13 protein-coding genes and 1 pseudogene are annotated in these 17,257 nt (G+C 70.2%); 6 read left to right on the top strand and 8 right to left on the bottom strand.

What is annotated here, in order from left to right:
* Positions 1-177 precede the first annotated feature (177 nt).
* Entirely contained in the window at positions 178-1,089 is a 912-nt protein-coding gene (locus E0500_RS08575) for an LLM class flavin-dependent oxidoreductase (protein ID WP_131558502.1), read from the top strand.
* A gap of 82 nt (positions 1,090-1,171) precedes the next feature.
* Here E0500_RS08575 and E0500_RS08570 read toward each other — a convergent pair whose 3' ends face one another.
* The 3 genes and pseudogenes from E0500_RS08570 to E0500_RS08560 all read right to left on the bottom strand — a co-directional run bounded on the left by E0500_RS08570 (position 1,172) and on the right by E0500_RS08560 (position 4,159).
* A complete protein-coding gene (locus tag E0500_RS08570; RefSeq protein ID WP_131558504.1) occupies positions 1,172-1,720 on the bottom strand; it encodes an RNA 2'-phosphotransferase in 549 nt (182 codons plus the stop codon).
* Positions 1,721-2,020: 300 nt separating this feature from the next.
* Positions 2,021-2,285, bottom strand: a pseudogene (locus E0500_RS08565) (MerR family DNA-binding transcriptional regulator); the annotation flags it as partial.
* 92 nt (positions 2,286-2,377) lie between these two features.
* Positions 2,378-4,159 (bottom strand): SDR family oxidoreductase, encoded by a 1,782-nt coding sequence (locus E0500_RS08560; protein ID WP_131558505.1) that lies wholly within the window; start codon positions 4,157-4,159, stop codon positions 2,378-2,380.
* A gap of 500 nt (positions 4,160-4,659) precedes the next feature.
* Between E0500_RS08560 and E0500_RS08555 the strand changes: the two genes are divergently transcribed.
* The 5 genes from E0500_RS08555 to E0500_RS08535 all read left to right on the top strand — a co-directional run bounded on the left by E0500_RS08555 (position 4,660) and on the right by E0500_RS08535 (position 8,837).
* Entirely contained in the window at positions 4,660-5,649 is a 990-nt protein-coding gene (locus E0500_RS08555) for an ABC transporter ATP-binding protein (RefSeq protein ID WP_131558571.1), read from the top strand.
* Positions 5,639-6,556 carry an ABC transporter permease gene (locus tag E0500_RS08550; RefSeq protein ID WP_131558507.1) on the top strand — a complete coding sequence of 306 codons (918 nt, stop codon included), beginning with the start codon at positions 5,639-5,641 and terminating at the stop codon, positions 6,554-6,556. The genes E0500_RS08555 and E0500_RS08550 overlap by 11 nt, the downstream gene beginning before the upstream one ends.
* A 220-nt stretch (positions 6,557-6,776) precedes the next feature.
* Entirely contained in the window at positions 6,777-7,688 is a 912-nt protein-coding gene (locus E0500_RS08545) for an ABC transporter ATP-binding protein (RefSeq protein WP_131558509.1), read from the top strand.
* Between the two features lie 10 nt (positions 7,689-7,698).
* Positions 7,699-8,418, top strand: a complete 720-nt coding sequence (locus E0500_RS08540; RefSeq protein WP_131558511.1) for an ABC transporter permease — start codon at positions 7,699-7,701, stop codon at positions 8,416-8,418.
* A 149-nt stretch (positions 8,419-8,567) separates the two neighbouring features.
* Positions 8,568-8,837, top strand: a complete 270-nt coding sequence (locus E0500_RS08535) for a hypothetical protein (protein ID WP_131558513.1) — start codon at positions 8,568-8,570, stop codon at positions 8,835-8,837.
* Positions 8,838-9,751: 914 nt separating this feature from the next.
* Here the strand turns inward: E0500_RS08535 and E0500_RS08530 are convergent.
* The 5 genes from E0500_RS08530 to E0500_RS08510 form a co-directional block, all read right to left on the bottom strand.
* Positions 9,752-10,570 (bottom strand): HAD family hydrolase, encoded by an 819-nt coding sequence (locus E0500_RS08530; RefSeq protein ID WP_131558515.1) that lies wholly within the window; start codon positions 10,568-10,570, stop codon positions 9,752-9,754.
* Entirely contained in the window at positions 10,567-11,844 is a 1,278-nt protein-coding gene (serS, locus tag E0500_RS08525) for a serine--tRNA ligase (RefSeq protein ID WP_131558517.1), read from the bottom strand. The genes E0500_RS08530 and serS overlap by 4 nt, the downstream gene beginning before the upstream one ends.
* Before the next feature lie 676 nt (positions 11,845-12,520).
* Entirely contained in the window at positions 12,521-13,456 is a 936-nt protein-coding gene (pheA, locus tag E0500_RS08520) for a prephenate dehydratase (RefSeq protein ID WP_131558519.1), read from the bottom strand.
* 169 nt (positions 13,457-13,625) lie between these two features.
* The gene (gene efeB, locus E0500_RS08515) at positions 13,626-15,095 is read right to left on the bottom strand and encodes an iron uptake transporter deferrochelatase/peroxidase subunit (RefSeq protein WP_131558521.1); all 1,470 of its coding nucleotides are present in this window, start codon (positions 15,093-15,095) and stop codon (positions 13,626-13,628) included.
* Between the two features lie 8 nt (positions 15,096-15,103).
* Positions 15,104-17,254: a copper resistance CopC/CopD family protein gene (locus E0500_RS08510; protein WP_131558573.1), complete on the bottom strand. Its 2,151-nt coding sequence runs from the start codon at positions 17,252-17,254 to the stop codon at positions 15,104-15,106.
* Positions 17,255-17,257: the final 3 nt, after the last annotated feature.

Genomic DNA, 17,257 nt, shown 5'->3' with positions numbered 1-17,257 from the left:
CTGAGGTCCGGCACCGCTGTGACCAGCGACGACACCGAGCGCGCGGCGCCACCCTCTGGGCGGAGGCCGCCGCGGTCGCGGGCAGCGCCGCACTCCGGCCCGGCACTCGTGGGGCAGGAACATGCTGTACGCCGGGTATTTCTCAGAAGCGGCGAGCAGCACCGTAGGCTCTGAACCATGAGTCTGCGCCTGAGCACCGTGATCCTCCCGTACCGCCGCTGGCACGAAGGCGGGCGCGACGCGTGGCAGCGGGCCGAGCAGCTCGGGTTCCACACCGCGTACACCTACGACCACCTCTCCTGGCGCTCGTTCCGCGACGGCCCGTGGTTCGGGGCGATGCCGACGCTGACGGCCGCCGCGGGTGTCACGGAACGGATGCGCTTGGGCACCCTCGTCACGTCGCCCAATTTCAGGCACCCCGTGACCCTCGCCAAGGAGCTGATCTCGCTCGATGACATCTCCGGCGGCCGGATCACGCTGGGCATCGGCGCGGGCGGCAACGGCTTCGACGCCACCGTGCTCGGGCAGGAACCCTGGACACCGAGAGAGCGCGCCGACCGTTTCGCCGAGTGCGTTTCGCTGCTCGACCGGCTGCTGACCGAGGACGGGACGAACGGTGTCTCGTACACCGGCGACTTCTACTCGGCGCATGAGGCGCGCAACATCCCCGGCTGTGTGCAGCGCCCCCGGCTGCCCTTCGCAGTGGCCGCCACCGGCCCGCGAGGGCTGCGGCTCGCCGCGCGCCACGGGCAGGCGTGGGTGACCACGGGTGACCCCAAGCTGTACGAGACGGGTACTCCCGAGCAGTCCCGGCGGGTCCTGCGCGACCAGGTCGAGAAGCTGGGCAAGGCGTGTGCGGACGCCGGCCGCGACGCCAACGCCATGGACAAGATCCTGCTCACCGGTTTCACCCCGGACCGCGGCCGTCCGCTGGAGTCCCTCGGCGCCTTCGTCGACTTCGCCGGCAAGCACAGGGAGCTGGGCTTCACCGAGATCGTGATCCACTGGCCCGTCCCCGACTCGGACTTCGCCGCGGACGAGGGCGTCTTCGAACGCATCGCCACGGAGGCGGTCGCACAACTGGGCTGACGGGCTTCACCATCCGCCGAGGCCCGACGGCCCAGCTCGACGGCCGAGACTCGATGGCGGAGCGTGGGCGGTGGCAGCGTGATCAGTGCGGCTGGGGAAAGCGCAGGTACCGCGGTGGTACGGCCTCGGTGAGCCACACCCCGTTGTCGCTGACGCGGAACACGTGGCCGTCGCGGTGCATGGTGCCGGCATCCACGGAGAGCACGACGGGACGCCCGCGGCGGGCGCCGACGCGGGTGGCGGTCTCGCGGTCGGGCGAGAGGTGCACGTCGTGCCGGTTCATGGCACGCAGCCCCTCGGCCCGGATGGCGTCCAGACTGCGGGCCACCGTCCCGTGGTAGAGGTACGGCGGTGGTGTGGCCGTGGGCAGGCCGAGGTCCACCTCGACGGTGTGGCCCTGGCTGGCGCGGATCCGGGTGCCCTCGACGGCGAAGCGCTGTTTGTGGTTGGTGGCGACCACGTGGTCGAGCTCGGCTCTGGTGATCCGGAAGCCGTGTACGGCGGCCGCCGCGATCAGGGTGTCGATCTCGATCCAGCCGCCGTCGCCGAGCGTGAGTCCGATCCGCTCGGGCTGGTGGCGCAGGTGCTTCGACAGGTACTTCGACACCTTGACGGTGCGGCGATCATCCATCCGTCTCGTCCGTTCGCTCTTTCATCCCGATCATCTCGCCCATCCCGCCAGCGTGCCTGGAGAGACGCGTATCACGCACGTGATTTTGATCGGGATGTTTGATCCACAGCCAAGTACGGTTATCCACAGGCGATTTGGCGAGCCTGTGGACAACTCGATTGATCATTCAGGTGATTTCGCAAAACTTATCCCGTTTGGTGTGATTTGCCGAGAGTGAGTCCAAGGCTCTTGCCGGCGCCTCCCGTTCGGCAGCCGGCGTTCGAGCGGCCCCTGATGTTGTACGAGCGTCGCTGCCCCGGCTGCCTCCGCGTCGGTGCAGGGACCGTCGGCCTCGGCGACCAGGCCGAGTATGCCGCCGAGGCCGCGTCCCGTGTCCCAGGCCTCGCACCCGCGGCCATGGAGCTCCTTGATCGAGGTCGTCCGAGTACACATTGGCCCGGCCCCGGCGCTCAGGGCTGGGGAGCAGCCCGCGGTCCTGGTAGGCGCGGATCGTCCGGACCGCGGCGCCGCTGTGGTGCGCCAGGTCCTCTATGCGATACGCGATGCCGACGGACTCGTCGTTCACCGTCCCTGCCTTTCCGTATCCCCGTACTCGGCTCCCCGTACTCGGCAGCCTTGCGCGGGAATCCCCCAGGTGCCCGGCTCCCTGAAGACCGTTCACAACGGCGGCTCCAGTCGTGCGATCGCGTGCAGAGCTTTCGGCGCGAAGCGGGACAGAAGACGGCCGCCGCGGGCCTCCGGGGTGACCGGGACAACAGCCTCATTGCGCACGACGGCGCGCAGGATCGCATCCGCGACCTTCTCCGGCGGGTAGTTGCGCAGTCCGTACAGCCGCGCGGCTTTCTTCCGGCGCCGCTTCTCCTCGTCGGCGTCGACGCCCGCGAAGCGGGCGGTCGAGGTGATGTTGGTGTTCACGAACCCCGGGCAGATCGCCGACACCCCGATGCCGTGGCCGGCCAGCTCCGCGCGCAGGCACTCACTGAGCATCAGGACGGCGGCCTTGGAGGTGCTGTAGGCGGGCAACGTCTTCGACGGCAGGTACGCTGCCGCCGACGCGATGTTGACGATATGGCCGCCCTGGCCGCGCTCGGCCATCTGCCGGCCGAAGAGCCGACATCCGTGGACAACGCCCCCCAGGTTGACGTCGAGAACCTTCTTCCAGTCCTCGGGGGTGGTGTCGAGGAAGGACCCCGACAGGCCGATCCCGGCGTTGTTCACCAGCACGTCCACCACGCCGTACCGCTTGGCGACCCTCTGGGCGAGCTGCTCCATGGCCTGCTCGTCGGAGACGTCGACTGGTTCGGCCCATGCCTCGGGAGCGCCGGTCAGGCGGGACCGCTCCGCCGTGCGGGCCGCGCCCTCCGCGTCCCGGTCGACGGCCACCACGCGCGCGCCGGCCTCGGCGAACGCCAAGGCGGTGGCCCGCCCTATGCCGCTGCCCGCGCCGGTGACCAGCACCAACTGCCCGCTGAACCGGTCGGCGTACTTCCCGGTGGCCGCCGGAGCGGGTCTGCCGTCCTCGGTGGCCGTGACGAAGTCGGTGATCCAGGCGGCCAGCTGATCGGGGCGCGTCCGGGGGATCCAGTGTTTGGCCGGGAGCGTGCGACGGGTCAGCTGCGGAACCCACAGCTCCAGCCCGTCGTAGAGCCGCTCCGACAGGAACGCGTCCCGCAAGGGCGTGATGAGCTGTACGGGCGCGTGTGCGTACGCGTCGTCACGGGGGCGCGAGAACCGCGCCCGGACGTTGTCCCGGTACAGCCACGTGCCGTGCGCCGCGTCCGTGCTCAGCGAAGGGGTCGGGTAGTCGCCCGCGGGGAGCCTCTCGGTCCGCTGGAGCATCCGGGGCCACCGCTTGCCGAGGGGGCCGCGCCAGGCGAGCTCGGGCAGAGCCGGAGTGTGCAGCAGGTAGATGTACCAGGACCTGGCGCCCTGGCCGAGGAGCTGGCCCACTCTGCGCGGCGTCGGACGTTTCACCCGCTGCTTGATCCAGTGCCCGAAGTGGTCGAGGGAGGGCCCGGACATCGAGGTGAAGGACGCGATCCGGCCCTCGGTGCGCCCGACGGTCACAAACTCCCAGCCCTGCACCGAACCCCAGTCGTGCCCCACCAGGTGCACGGGCCGCCCCGGGCTGACCGCGTCCACGACCGCCCGGAAGTCGTCCGTCAGTCTCTCCAAGGTGAACCCGCCGCGCAGCGGCTGCGGAGCCGTCGACCTGCCGTGCCCGCGGACGTCGTACAGGACGACGTGGAAGCGGCCGGCCAGGCGCGGTGCGAGCTCGGACCACACCTCCTTGGAGTCGGGGTAGCCGTGGACGAGGACGACCGTGGGCTGGTGCGGGTCGCCCAGCTCGGCGACGCACAGCTCGACGTCGCCCGACCGCACGCGCCGCTCCCGCGCGCCGTCGAGGCTGCCGCCCGACACCTGTTCCCTGTCGCTCATGCGTATCCCTTCTCGGCCCGGCGCCACATGTGCGGTAGGCGGTGCGCCCGCACAGCCTCACTGGGCGCCCAGCGCCGCGCACACGGGCAGTTCCGCTGCCACAGCCATGTCACAACCCGGGTTCAGTGACTGCGGTACGTGTCCGTAACGTGACACTGACGAATGTGACAATGGCCGGCGGCTGCGTCAACAGCCGTGCGGGCGGCCTGTGGATAACCGTCCGTGGCCGCACTCACCGAACTCGGCGCGACCTCATCGATGTCACGGACCTGGCTGAGCACGCAGGCCTGGCCGGCCTCCGCAGGCCTGGCTGGCCGCTCCGGCCCATCTGCCGAGATGACGGCGGTCGAGGCCCCGCCCGCCGATGCCCGCCGGCCCTGCGCGGTTGTTCGACCTCAGGGTGACCCTTACGGGCCCGTAATACTCCAGAGTGACTCGCAGACAGCTCTGCGGGGTGACGACCGGCTGTGGCCCGTGCCACTAGCGTCGAAGGCGTGACTGTGATCGCGACCGAAAGCCTGAGCAAGCGGTTCCCGAGGGTAACCGCGCTTGACCGGCTCTCCGTGGACGTCGGGCCCGGTGTGACCGGACTCGTCGGTGCCAACGGGGCTGGCAAGTCCACACTGATCAAGATCCTGCTGGGTCTGTCCCCCGCCACCGAGGGCCGTGCCGAAGTGCTCGGACTCGATGTCGCCACCAAAGGCGGCGCCATCCGCGAGCGGGTTGGGTACATGCCGGAGCACGACTGCCTGCCCCCCGACGTCTCGGCCACCGAGTTCGTCGTGCACATGGCCCGCATGTCCGGCCTCCCTCCCACCGCCGCGCGCGAGCGCACCGCGGACACGCTGCGCCACGTCGGCCTGTACGAGGAGCGTTACCGCCCCATAGGCGGCTACTCGACGGGTATGAAGCAGCGCGTCAAGCTCGCCCAGGCCCTCGTCCACGACCCGCAGCTGGTCTTCCTGGACGAGCCGACCAACGGCCTCGACCCGGTCGGCCGCGACGAGATGCTCGGCCTGATCCGCCGCATCCACACCGACTTCGGCATCTCGGTCCTGGTCACGTCCCACCTGCTGGGCGAGCTGGAGCGCACCTGCGACCACGTGGTCGTCATCGACGGCGGCAAACTCCTGCGCTCCAGCTCCACCACGGACTTCACACAGACCACAACCACGCTCGCGATCGAGGTCACCGACACCGACGAGCACCCGGACGGCACCCGGGTGATGCGCGAGGCGCTCCACGCGCGCGGGGTGGAGACCCACCAGGGCGACGGCCTCCCCGGGGCGGGACACATCCTCCTGCTCACCGCGCAGGGAGAGCAGACGTACGACCTCGTGCGCGACGTGGTCGCCGACCTCGGCCTCGGCCTGGTCCGCATGGAGCAGCGAAGGCACCACATCGCGGAGGTCTTCAAGGACGACGAGCGGGCGGAAGCCCAGGCCACCGCATCGGACGCACGGAAGGAGGCGGTCGGCCATGGCGGTTGAGCAGCCACAGGCACCGGCCATGGTGCGCGCGGGTGAGCAGACCCGCATCCACGACATCGGCTACCGCAGCTACGAGGGCCCCCGCCTGGGCCGCGCATACGCCCGCCGCTCCCTCTACTCGCAGTCCCTGCGCGGTGCGTACGGGCTGGGCCGTTCGGCCAAGTCCAAAGTGCTGCCGATGCTGCTGTTCGTGGTGATGTGCGTCCCCGCGCTGATCATGGTGGCGGTCGCGGTCACCACGAAAGCGAACGACCTGCCCGTCGACTACACGCGCTACGCCATCATCATGCAGGCCATGATCGGCCTGTACGTGGCTTCCCAGGCACCCCAGGCCGTGTCGCGCGACCTGCGCTTCAAGACCGTACCGCTGTACTTCTCACGCCCCATCGAGACCGCCGACTACGTGCGCGCGAAGTACGCGGCGCTGGCCTCGGCGCTGTTCATCCTGACGGCCGCGCCGCTGCTCGTCCTCTATGTGGGCGCGCTGCTGGCCAAGCTCGACTTCACCGACCAGACCAAGGGATTCGCACAGGGACTGGTTTCCGTGGCACTGCTCTCGCTGCTCTTCGCCGGCCTCGGCCTGGTCATCGCCTCGGTCACCCCGCGCCGAGGCTTCGGCATCGCGGCCGTGATCGCCGTACTGACCATCTCCTACGGCGCTGTATCCACGCTCCAGGCCATCGCGGACGCGCAGACCAGCACCGGAGCCATCGCCTGGATCGGCCTGTTCTCGCCCATCACGCTCATAGACGGGGTGCAGTCCGCCTTCCTGGGCGCGAACTCGGCGTTCCCCGGGGGCATCGGCCCGTCGAACGGCGAGGGTGTCGTGTACATCCTCGCCGTCGTCGGTCTCATCGCCGCAAGCTACGGCCTCCTGATGCGCCGCTACCGAAAGGCGGGACTTTGAACCCTCCCCCTCGCGAACGAGGAGGATTCCTGGCTCACGCCGCTCGGCCGCTCAGCGAGCGATCGAGTCCTACACGATCAACACCAGCCGGGTTGGAACCAGCCCGGTTCCCCAATGGAATGGAGGGTGTTGTGCCAGCTTGGTTCTCGCTCAGCACGCCGCGGGCGTACCGCAGTTCCGGGCCGCGCAGCGCCCAGAGCCGGAATATCCGGAGGTTCGGGTGACCACGCTCAGCATCGACCACGTCTCCCGCTGGTTCGGCAACGTGGTCGCCGTCAACGACATCACCATGACGGTCGGCCCCGGAGTCACCGGCCTGCTCGGCCCGAACGGTGCCGGAAAGTCCACCCTCATCAACATGATGGGCGGCTTCCTCGCCCCGTCCACGGGCTCCATCACGCTCGACGGCAAGCCGGTCTGGCGCAACGAGCAGATCTACAAGCACATCGGCATCGTCCCCGAGCGCGAGGCGATGTACGACTTCCTCACGGGCCGCGAATTCGTCGTCGCCAACGCCGAGTTGCACGGTCTCGGTGAGAAGGCCGCCACGCGGGCCCTCGCCACCGTCGAGATGGAGTACGCGCAGGACCGCAGGATCTCGACGTACTCCAAGGGCATGCGACAGCGCGTGAAGATGGCGAGCGCCCTCGTCCACGACCCGTCGCTGCTCCTGCTGGACGAGCCGTTCAACGGCATGGACCCGCGTCAGCGGATGCAGCTCATGGACCTGCTGCGACGCATGGGCGACGAGGGTCGCACGGTGCTGTTCTCGTCCCACATCCTCGAAGAGGTCGAGCAACTCGCCGCCCACATCGAGGTGATCGTCGCCGGGCGGCACGCGGCGAGCGGTGACTTCCGCCGCATCCGCCGCCTGATGACCGACCGCCCGCACCGCTACCTGGTGCGCTCCAGCGACGACCGGGCCCTGGCGGCCGCGCTGATCGCGGACCCGTCGACCGCGGGCATCGAGGTGGATCGGGCCGAGGGTGCGCTGCTGATCCAGGCCGTCGACTTCGGTCGCTTCACGGCGCTGCTGCCCCGCGTGGCCAGGGACCACGGCATCCGCCTGCTGACGGTCTCGCCGTCGGACGAGTCCCTTGAGTCCGTCTTCTCGTATCTGGTCGCGGCGTAGGAGGCCGAAGATGTACGACCCCACAGTCGCCCGGCTCACCTACCGGGCCCTGCTCGGCCGCCGTCGGGCCCTCATCCTTGGCGCGCTGCCCGTGCTGCTGATCGTGATCTCGGCGGCCGTGCGAGCCTTCAGCGGCGCCGACGATCAGGTGGCCGCCGACGTCCTCGGCGGGTTCGCACTCGCCACTATGGTGCCGATCATCGGCGTCATTGCGGGAACAGGTGCGATCGGACCCGAGATTGACGACGGTTCGGTGGTGTACCTGCTGTCCAAGCCCGTGAAGCGGCCGGCGATCATCTTCACCAAGCTGATCGTGGCGATCGCCGTGACGATGGTGTTCTCGGCGGTCCCGACCTTCGTCGCCGGCCTGATCCTCAACGGCAACGGCCAGCAGATAGCGGTCGCGTACACGGTGGCTGCCCTGGTCGCGTCGATCGCGTACGCGGCGCTCTTCCTCCTGTTGGGCACGGTGACACGGCACGCGGTCGTCTTCGGCCTCGTCTACGCGCTCGTCTGGGAGGCCCTTTTCGGCTCCCTGGTGTCCGGTGCACGCACGCTCAGCGTCCAGCAGTGGGCCCTCGCGGTCGCCCAGAAGGTCGCCGGCGGAGATCTCGTCACCTCGGACGTCGGACTGCCGACCGCGGTGATCCTGCTGGCGGCGGTCACCGCGGGAGCGACCTGGTACGCGGGCCAGAAGCTGCGAACGCTGAAGCTGGCCGGGGAGGAGTGACCGGGCGCCCCGAGGGTGTGGGCGGACTCCGCGCGCGTGGGACTCCCTTCGCGTGAGGACCCACACCCGGAGGGCTCCGGGCCTTGACGGGGGCTTCACACGTGTCCGGGCACACTGGGCAAAGGGGATGGACGACCAGGAGGACGGGGATGGCAGCGGAGGAGCCGAAGGGCGATGCCGAGAAGGCATCGGGAGCCGACGCCGGGGCCCGCGCCGGGTCCGGTGAGGTCTGGGACGACGTGGTGTTGGACGAGGACTTCATACGGTCCGCGGAAACGTCCGAGCCGTCCGCGCGGGCCAGGATGCTCGCCGCCCGCTGGCGCAGGCAGGCACCCGATCCTCAGCCCTGGCGGTCCGACGAGCCGCCCGCGGGCTGGTTCTTCAGCAAGGCGCGCCGACGGAAGTGGCGTCGCCGGTAGAAATCTCGGTCGGGCCACCGGTGGCTGATTGGCCGGGTCGTGGTCGGCAGGGTCGCTGTCGGCCGGGGCGCGCGTTGGCGGGGCCGCCCGTCGGCAGGGGGCTTTCGACTGCTGGGTGCCGGTTTATTCGGTGGCGTCCGACTTGGTGCAACCGTCACAGTGGATCTGTCCCCGAGCCGGTGTGAGCCGGCGTCACCATCTGGGAGCGGGGTCCGGCGCGTCCATGCGTCAGACTCCCGACAGGGCAGCCCGCGGCGGGCTCCGGAGAGCTGCCTCTCCGTCGAGCCCTTCCCGCACGGGGAGCTGCCCGGGGCGGCCGCTTCGAGCGCGCGATCCCGCGCGGGCCGCCCTACCCGGGCCTTCGCCCAGTGGCTCGGCGGGTTCAGGTCCGCCGAGCCACAGTGGTGCTTCCCCCTGACGCACGGCCCGGTGTGGGCGCCTTCTCGGGCACGCGGATGGGAAGAAACACGCGGGCGGGTGAGAACGAGAGTGGGCAAGTCCACGGCATCAGCCCTGCTACGACCAGCGCGCCGCCCCCGGCCATTGCGTCCTCGGCACAAGCGACCTTCCTCGGCACGCCGGAGCCTCCTCGGCACACCCGACCCATGCCGAGTTCGGCCCCGGAGCGGGGCGCACCCGTCGGTCCGCACCCCGCCTTGGCGACTTCGACTGTGACTCGTCGGTCCTCGGGCCCTTCTGATGGATCTCCGCGGCGTCGCGGCGTCCGGCACGCTCCCCCACTGCCTTAAGGGCGTGGGAGGTACTCCCACTCGCCGCACGGCGCGGAGGGACAGGTGGCTCCGCCACATGACCCTTCACTCCGCACGCCTGGGGGTCCCCACGCCCTTTGAGGGCAGTGGGGGAGCACGCACCGGACGCCGCTCCTTCCTCCACGGAGATGCATCAGAAGGGCCCTAGCCCAGCAACCGTTCCAGGACCAGCGCGATGCCGTCCTCATCGTTGGAGGACGTCACCTCGTCGGCGATGGCTTTGAGTTCCTCGTGGGCGTTGGCCATGGCGACGCTGTGTGCTGCCCAGGCGAACATGGGGATGTCGTTGGGCATGTCGCCGAAGGCGAGGGTGTCGGCGGCGCGGAAGCCGAGGCGGCGGGCGGCCAGGGAGAGACCGGTGGCCTTGGTCAGGCCGAGGGGGAGGATCTCCACTATGCCCTCGCCCGCCATGACGACTCCCACCAGGCCACCCGCGATCTGGCGGGCCGTATCGGCGAGTTCGTCGTCGGAGAGGGTCGGGTGCTGGACGTACACCTTGTTCAGGGGTGCGGCCCAGAGGTCCGCCGCGTCCCGTATCGGCTGGTAGGGCAGCGGGCCGTCGTGGACGCGGTAGCCGGGGCCGACGAGTACTTCGCCGTCCAGGCCGTCACGGCTCGCGGCCAGCAGCAGGGGTCCGACCTCTGCCTCGATCTTGGCCAGGGCCAGTGTCGCGAGCTGCCGGTCAAGGGTCACGGAGGTGAGCAGCCTGTGCTCACCCGCGTGGTACACCTGCGCCCCTTGGCCGCAGACCGCGAGTCCGCGGTAGTCGAGGTCGTCCAGGATGTGCTTCGTCCACGGCACTGAGCGTCCCGTGACGACGATGTGCGCGGCGCCCGCCGCCGTGGCGGCGGCGAGTGCCGCGCGCGTGCGCTCCGAGACCGTGTCGTCGGAGCGCAGCAGTGTCCCGTCGAGGTCGGTCGCGATCAGCTTGTACGGGAGGTCCTGGGGAGCGGCCTCGCTCACTTGGCTACCGGTTCCAGGACCTCGCGGCCGCCCAGGTAGGGGCGCAGCACCTCGGGCACCCGCACGGAACCGTCGGCCTGCTGGTGGTTCTCCAGGATCGCGACGATCGTGCGCGGGACGGCGCAGAGCGTGCCGTTCAGCGTCGCCAGCGGGCGGACCGTCGTGCCGTCACGGAGGCGGATCGACAGACGACGGGACTGGAACTCGGTGCAGTCCGAGGTCGAGGTCAGCTCGCGGTACTTGCCCTGGGTCGGGATCCACGCCTCGCAGTCGAACTTGCGAGAGGCGGAGGCGCCCAGGTCGGCGCTCGCCACGTCGATCACGCGGAACGGCAGCTCCAGCGAGGTCAGCCACTGCTTCTCCCACTCCAGCAGGCGCTGGTGCTCGGCCTGCGAGTCCTCCGGAGCGACGTACGAGAACATCTCGACCTTGTCGAACTGGTGAACGCGGAAGATGCCGCGCGTGTCCTTGCCGTGCGAACCGGCCTCACGGCGGAAGCACGGGGAGAAGCCGGCATAGCGCAGCGGGAGGCGGTCGCCGTCGAGGATCTCGTCCATGTGGTACGCGGCCAGCGGGACCTCGGAGGTGCCGACGAGGTAGAGGTCGTCCTTGTCGAAGTGGTAGACGTCCTGGGCTGCCTGGCCGAGGAAGCCGGTGCCTGCCATCGACTGCGGGCGGACCAGCGCAGGGGTCAGCATCGGGGTGAACCCGGCGGCCGTGGCCTGCGCCATCGCCGCGTTCACGAGGGCCAGCTCCAGGAGGGCGCCGACACCGGTGAGGAAGTAGAAGCGCGAGCCCGAGACCTTCGCGCCGCGCTCGACGTCGATCGCGGCGAGGATCTGGCCGAGCTCCAGGTGGTCCTTGGGCTCGAAGCCCTCGGCTGCGAAGTCGCGGATCTCGCCGTGCGTCTCCAGCGTGACGAAGTCCTCCTCGCCGCCGACGGGTACGTCGGGGTGCACGAGGTTGCCGAGCCGGAGGAGCAGCTCCTGGGTCTCGGTCGCGGCCGCGTCGCGCTCGGCGTCCGCCGTCTTGACGTCGGCGGCCAGCTGACTCGCCTTCTTCAGCAGCTCGGCCTTCTCGTCGCCCGAGGCCTTGGGGATCAGCTTGCCGAGCGTCTTCTGCTCGGCGCGGAGCTCGTCGAAGCGGACGCCGGACGACCTGCGCCGCTCGTCGGCAGACAGGAGGGCGTCGACGAGCGCGACGTCCTCTCCACGGGCGCGCTGCGAGGCACGCACACGGTCGGGGTCCTCACGGAGAAGGCGAAGGTCAATCACGCCTCAAGGCTACCGGTGCACGCTTCCGGCCCACGACTTGAAATTGCAATACGCGACCTTTGTGGGCTTTTGCCTGGAATGTTGCCCCTGTGGAGGTCGCCGTGGAGTCGCCGCAGGAGTCGCTGTGGGGCGTCAAGCGAAAGGAGATCGACTCCCTGAAAGAGGGTGGCGTTGAAGTCCCTCGTTGACTCTATTCCCTTGTGGGGAACGGGACTTGGTGATCGGCTGTCCACAGGAATCCACAGCCTCGGGGAAGTTATCCACAGGCTGTGCGAAAGATCTGTGGACTTCCTTCGTGATCATTTCGAGGGTGGTGCGCGAAGCGGAGAATTCCCGGCTCAAACCATCTCCATACCTACTTTCGAGTGGAAATGGGTCGCCTCAAAGGATCGCCTGAGGGAAATGGGTGGACGAAGGGTGATCTGTGGGGCTGGAGGCGAAGTTGGTCCCGATAGGGAGATTTGTCGACGATGCGGCATTGCCCTGTCGACTTGTCCCCAGGTCGAGAAGCGAACCTGTGGATAACTTCTGCGGATTGAGAAAATCAGCAGGTAGGACTGGTTGTGAGGGGCTGTGCACAACCGGAATCGCTCCCTCTGGGAAGCGTCCGCGGGGCGAACCGGAGGCGTCCTGAAGGTGGCCCGAAAGCGTCGCCCAGTCGGCCCGGGGGCGCGACCTAGAACCTGCCGTCCTGGCAGCGCGCCACCCAGTCCGCGGCCGTAACGAATTCCGCGTCGGACGTCCCCGCCAGCGGGGTGCGGACGTCCTTCACGGTGGCGTCCGCGCGCGGGTACGACCCGAGGTACCGCACCTCCAGACAGATCCGCTTGAGCCCCATCAGGGCCTCCGCCACTCGCCGGTCGGAGATGTGTCCTTCCGCGTCGATGGCGAAGCAGTAGTTGCCGATGCCCTGGCCGGTCGGACGGGACTGCAGCAGCATCAGGTTGACGCCCCGCACGGCGAACTCGCCCAGCAGGTCGCGCAGCCCCCCCGGGTGGTCGTCGCGCTGCCAGATGACCACCGAGGTCTTGTCCGCGCCGGTGGGTGCCGCGGGGCGGGCGGGGCGGCCGACGAGCACGAAGCGGGTCTGGGCGTTCTCCGCGTCGTGGATCCCGCTCTCCAGGGGCTCCAGGCCGTACCTGGCCGCCGCGAACTCGCCCGCGAAGGCCGCGTCGTACCGGCCCTCCTGGACGAGCCGGGCGCCGTCCGCGTTCGATGCCGCCGACTCCCAGACGACGTCGGGCGGCAGGTTGGCCTTCATCCAGTTACGGACCTGCGGCTGGGCGGCCGGGTGCGCGGTGACCGTCTTGATCTCCGACACCTTCGTGCCGGGCCTGACCAGCAGGGCGAAGGCGATGGAGAGGAGCACCTCGCGGTAGATCATCAGCGGGGCGCCGGCGACCAGCTCGTCGAGCGTGGTCGTGATGCCGCCCTCGACGGAGTTCTCGATCGGTACGAACGCGGCCTCGGCCTCGCCGTTGCGGACGGCGTCGAGTGCGGCGGGCACGGACACCATGGGGACGAGCTCACGGGTCGCCGCCTCCGGCAGAGTGCGCAGGGCGACCTCGGTGAAGGTGCCCTCGGGACCGAGGTACGCGTAACTGGCTGGCATGGCCTCACCCTAATGGGCCTTGCGGATCCCGGCGCACGCTTCCCGGTCCCACCACCCCGGAGGGCGATGACCGGCGCGCGAGCGCCCTCGCGCCTGCGCGGGGCTCCCACGGAAGCGCACCCGTGAGTACCCCCATAGTGCGCCCGTGAGTGCCCCGCGGGGCGGCCCCTCACCCCTCCAGCAGCCGCTGTCCCACGTACTCGCCCTCTGCGGCCCCACCCGGAACCGCGAACAGGCCGCTCGCCTCGTGACGGATGTACTTCGACAGGGCGTCCCCCCGGTCGAGCTTGCGCTGCACCGGGACGAAGCCGCGCAGCGGGTCGGCCTGCCAGCAGACGAAGAGCAGGCCCGCGTCGGGCACCCCGTCCGTGTCGATGCCGTCGTGGAAGGAGAAGGGGCGGCGCAGCATGGCCGCGCCGCCGTTCTGGTCGGGGCGTGTGATCCGGGCGTGGGCATTGATCGGGATGATCAGCCTGCCTCCGGGGTCGGTCTTCTCCAGGTCCGGCTCGGTCGTCTCGCTGCCGCCGGACAGGGGTGCGCCGGTGGACTTCTTCCGCCCGATGACGTCCTCCTGGTCCTTGAGCGAGAGTGTCTCCCAGTCGTCGAGGAGCATGCGGATACGGCGCACGACCGCGTAGGAGCCGTTCGCCATCCACGCCGGGTCGCCGGAGCCGGACGCGGGCACGAAGATGCGCTGGTCGAAGTCGGTGTCGGTCGGTTTCGGGTTGCGGGTGCCGTCGATCTGGCCCATGAGGTTGCGGGCCGTCATGGGCTGGGCGGTGGCGCCCGGCGAGCGGTTGAAGCCGTTCATCTGCCAGCGGACGCGTGCCGCGCTGCCCGCGTCCTTCTGGATCGCGCGCAGGGCGTGGAAGGCGACCAGCGCGTCGTTGGCACCGATCTGTACCCACAGGTCGCCGTTGCTGCGCGCCTTGTCGAGGTGGTCGGAGGAGAAGTCGGGCAGCGGGTCCAGCGCGTCCGGGCGCTGCTTCTCCAGCCCCGTACGGGCGAAGAAGCTGTACCCGAAGCCGAACGTGACCGTCAGGGACGAGGGTCCCGCGTCGCGCGCCACGTCCGTGTCGTCCTGTGCGGACGCTTCGCCCGCCATCAGCCGCCGGGCGGTCTCCGACCAGCGTCGCAGCAGCGCGGCAGCTTCCCTTCGGCCCGCGCCGGCGGCCAGGTCGAACGTGACGAGGTGCCCGCGGGCCTGGAGGGCGGTGGTGATTCCGGGCTGATGTTTCCCGTGAAACATCACCTGGTCCGCGCCGACGGAGCTGAGCGGCGTGGTCGTGTCGGCCGAGGGCGCGGCCGCGTATCCGGCGGCTCCGCCCACGGCGCCCAGCGCGAGCCCGGTCGCCCCGGCGGTGCCCAGCAGACGCCGCCGCGAAAAGGCCCCTCCCGAAGGGGACGCCTCTCCGAGAGGTGCCCCCTTCGGGGAGGAGGCGCCCGTGGAGGACGCCGATGGCGCGGTGCGCTCCGAAGAAGTGCTCCCCGGGGCACCCGCGGAGCCTGAAGCACGCGCGGAACTCGGGGAGCCCCCGGAACTCGGGGAGCCCCCAGAACCCGGGGCACTCGCGGAATCCGCAGTGCCCGTGGAATCCGCTCCCGGTGCGGGAGCCTCGGGTGTGGACTGGTCAGCCATGATGTGGTTCAGCCGATCTGCGCGTTCTTCGTGACGGTCACCTGGTCGATGTCGGACGTCCGTACGGTGACCGCGACCTCCCAGTTGCCCGCCATGGGGATCTGCACCCCGATGGCCGTCCAGTGGCCGGTGGCGATGCGGTCGGGGACGACGGGCAGCGGACCGATGTCCTTCGCCTTGAGCGTGAAGGCGACCTTCACCTCGGGGATGTCGAAGACCCTGCCGTTGGACCGCTGTACATAGACGTGCATCTCGTTGCCGCCCACGCGCGCGGGGTCGATGTCGACCCGTACGACCCCCTTGCCGTCCTGACTCCCCGTGTCGAACGGGATGTCCAGGGCCAGCGCCCCGGAGTCCCCGGCCACGTCGGACTGCTGTGCCGCGGACGTGGCCGCCTCGGCCTCCTCCACGGTGCGCCCGGGCTCGGTCACCGTCAGCGCCGTCGTCACGGCCAGCACTACGAGGGCCACGGCCGCCTCGGCGAGCACGGACCGGCGCAGTCCTCTGCGGCCCGGATCGGCGTCCCGGATGCGCTTCTCGCGCGTGGTGGCCATGGCGGCCCGCTGGCGGGCGAGTTGGGCGGCGCGCTCGGGATCCTCGGAGTCCTGCCCGGAGTCCGCCGAGTCCTCGGAGCCCCTGACCTCGTCCTCCGTGGCCGGAGCGGAGCCCTCCAGGGTCGTACTCGCCCCCTTCGCGCCCCCACCCGAGATCACAGCCTTACGAGCCCCGTCCGTACGAGCCCCATCCGTACGCTGCACGGCCCCGGACGCCACGGAGGCTGGGGAGGCCGGGGAAGCCACGCTCTCCGCCGGAGTGTCCGCCAACAGGGCCGTCCACCGCCGGGAGATCCACGCGATGCCCACGAGCACTACGACGAGCCCGATCTTCACGAGCAGCAGTTGTCCGTACGAGGTCCCGGTCAGCGCCGACCAGGAGCCGACCTGGCGCCACGACTGGTAGACGCCGGTCGCCGTCAGGACGAGCACGCTGCCGAACGCGACACGTGAGAAGCGGTGTACGGCCGCCGCCTCGACCGGGGCCTCCGCGGGCGCCCGGAACAGCGCGACGAGCAACGCCGCGAGCCCGCCCAGCCAGGTGGCGACCGCCAGCAGATGCACCACGTCGACGGGCATCGCGATCCCCGTCTGGATGCCGGCCGAGGCATGCTCGGCCATGGCCCAGCTCGCGGCCAGACCCGCGGCCACCACGCTCCCGCCGATCGCGAGCCCGAAGGTGAGGTCCTTCTTGTCGGCGTACGGTTCGGCGTCGCTGTCCCCGTCCCCCTCCCCGTGGGGGTCGCTGTCCGTGTGGGCGGGACTCTCCGCATCCGTCTCGCTGTCCTGGCCGTCGCCGTTCGCGTTCTCCTCGGCCTCGTCCCGCCGCGCGTACGCCCCGAAGAGCACCGCGATGAACAGTGCTGCCGCCGCGAGCAGCAGCAGCCGGGACACCAGCGCCGCGCCCGACTTGGTCTGCAGCACGGTTCCGAGCAGGGTCAGGTCGAAGATGTCACCGACCTTCCCGGACCCGGTGTACGAGCCGCGCAGCAGCAGCATCGCCAGGGTGGCCGCGGTCAGCGTGAGCCATCCGGACACCACGAGCCGTTGCACGGGCCGTATGCCCGCCCCCCGCTGCCAGCAGGCGAGCACGAAGGCGGCGCCGCCGACCAGGAGGATGAAACCGGCGTACGCGGCATAGCGTGCGAACCCGTAGAGTCCGCCGACGATCCCGCCGCCCGCCGTCTGCTCGGGTACCGCGGCGGTGGTCTTCGAGGGCGCGCCCACGGAGAACGTGTACGCGCCGGAGATGGGGTGGCTGTCTGCGGAGACCGCCTGGTAGGTGACGGTGAACGTGCCCTCGGGCAGCCCCGAGTGCAGCTTCACCCCGTAGGCGTTGCCGCCCAGGTCGGACGTCTTGCCGGTGTCGACCTGCTTGCCCTTGGGGTCGTACACCCGCACCGAGCCGTCGGACATCGCGATCTTCTCGGAGAAGGTGAGCGACACCTGGGTCGGCGCCTCCTTGACCACCGCCCCCTGCTGCGGGTCGCTCCCGGTCAGCGCGGCGTGCGCGGAGACCGGCACGGCGCCGGCGAGCAGGGCGCCGGTCACGGCGACGAACAGCAACAACAGCGCCCGGACACGAGGAGCGATGGCCTGCCTCAGGGG

This window comes from Streptomyces sp. KM273126 (genome assembly GCF_004337435.2).
GTDB lineage: Bacteria > Actinomycetota > Actinomycetes > Streptomycetales > Streptomycetaceae > Streptomyces > Streptomyces acidicola.
This window is presented reverse-complemented; position numbering and strand designations above follow the sequence as displayed.

Excerpts from the sequence above, each read along its gene's own strand:
- E0500_RS08575 (WP_131558502.1), top strand. The coding sequence starts at position 178 with ATGAGTCTGCGCCTGAGCACCGTGATCCTCCCGTACCGCCGCTGGCAC.
- E0500_RS08535 (WP_131558513.1), top strand. The coding sequence starts at position 8,568 with ATGGCAGCGGAGGAGCCGAAGGGCGATGCCGAGAAGGCATCGGGAGCC.
- E0500_RS08540 (WP_131558511.1), top strand. The coding sequence starts at position 7,699 with ATGTACGACCCCACAGTCGCCCGGCTCACCTACCGGGCCCTGCTCGGC.
- E0500_RS08560 (WP_131558505.1), bottom strand. The coding sequence starts at position 4,159 with ATGAGCGACAGGGAACAGGTGTCGGGCGGCAGCCTCGACGGCGCGCGG.
- E0500_RS08550 (WP_131558507.1), top strand. The coding sequence starts at position 5,639 with ATGGCGGTTGAGCAGCCACAGGCACCGGCCATGGTGCGCGCGGGTGAG.
- efeB (WP_131558521.1), bottom strand. The coding sequence starts at position 15,095 with ATGGCTGACCAGTCCACACCCGAGGCTCCCGCACCGGGAGCGGATTCC.
- pheA (WP_131558519.1), bottom strand. The coding sequence starts at position 13,456 with ATGCCAGCCAGTTACGCGTACCTCGGTCCCGAGGGCACCTTCACCGAG.
- E0500_RS08570 (WP_131558504.1), bottom strand. The coding sequence starts at position 1,720 with ATGGATGATCGCCGCACCGTCAAGGTGTCGAAGTACCTGTCGAAGCAC.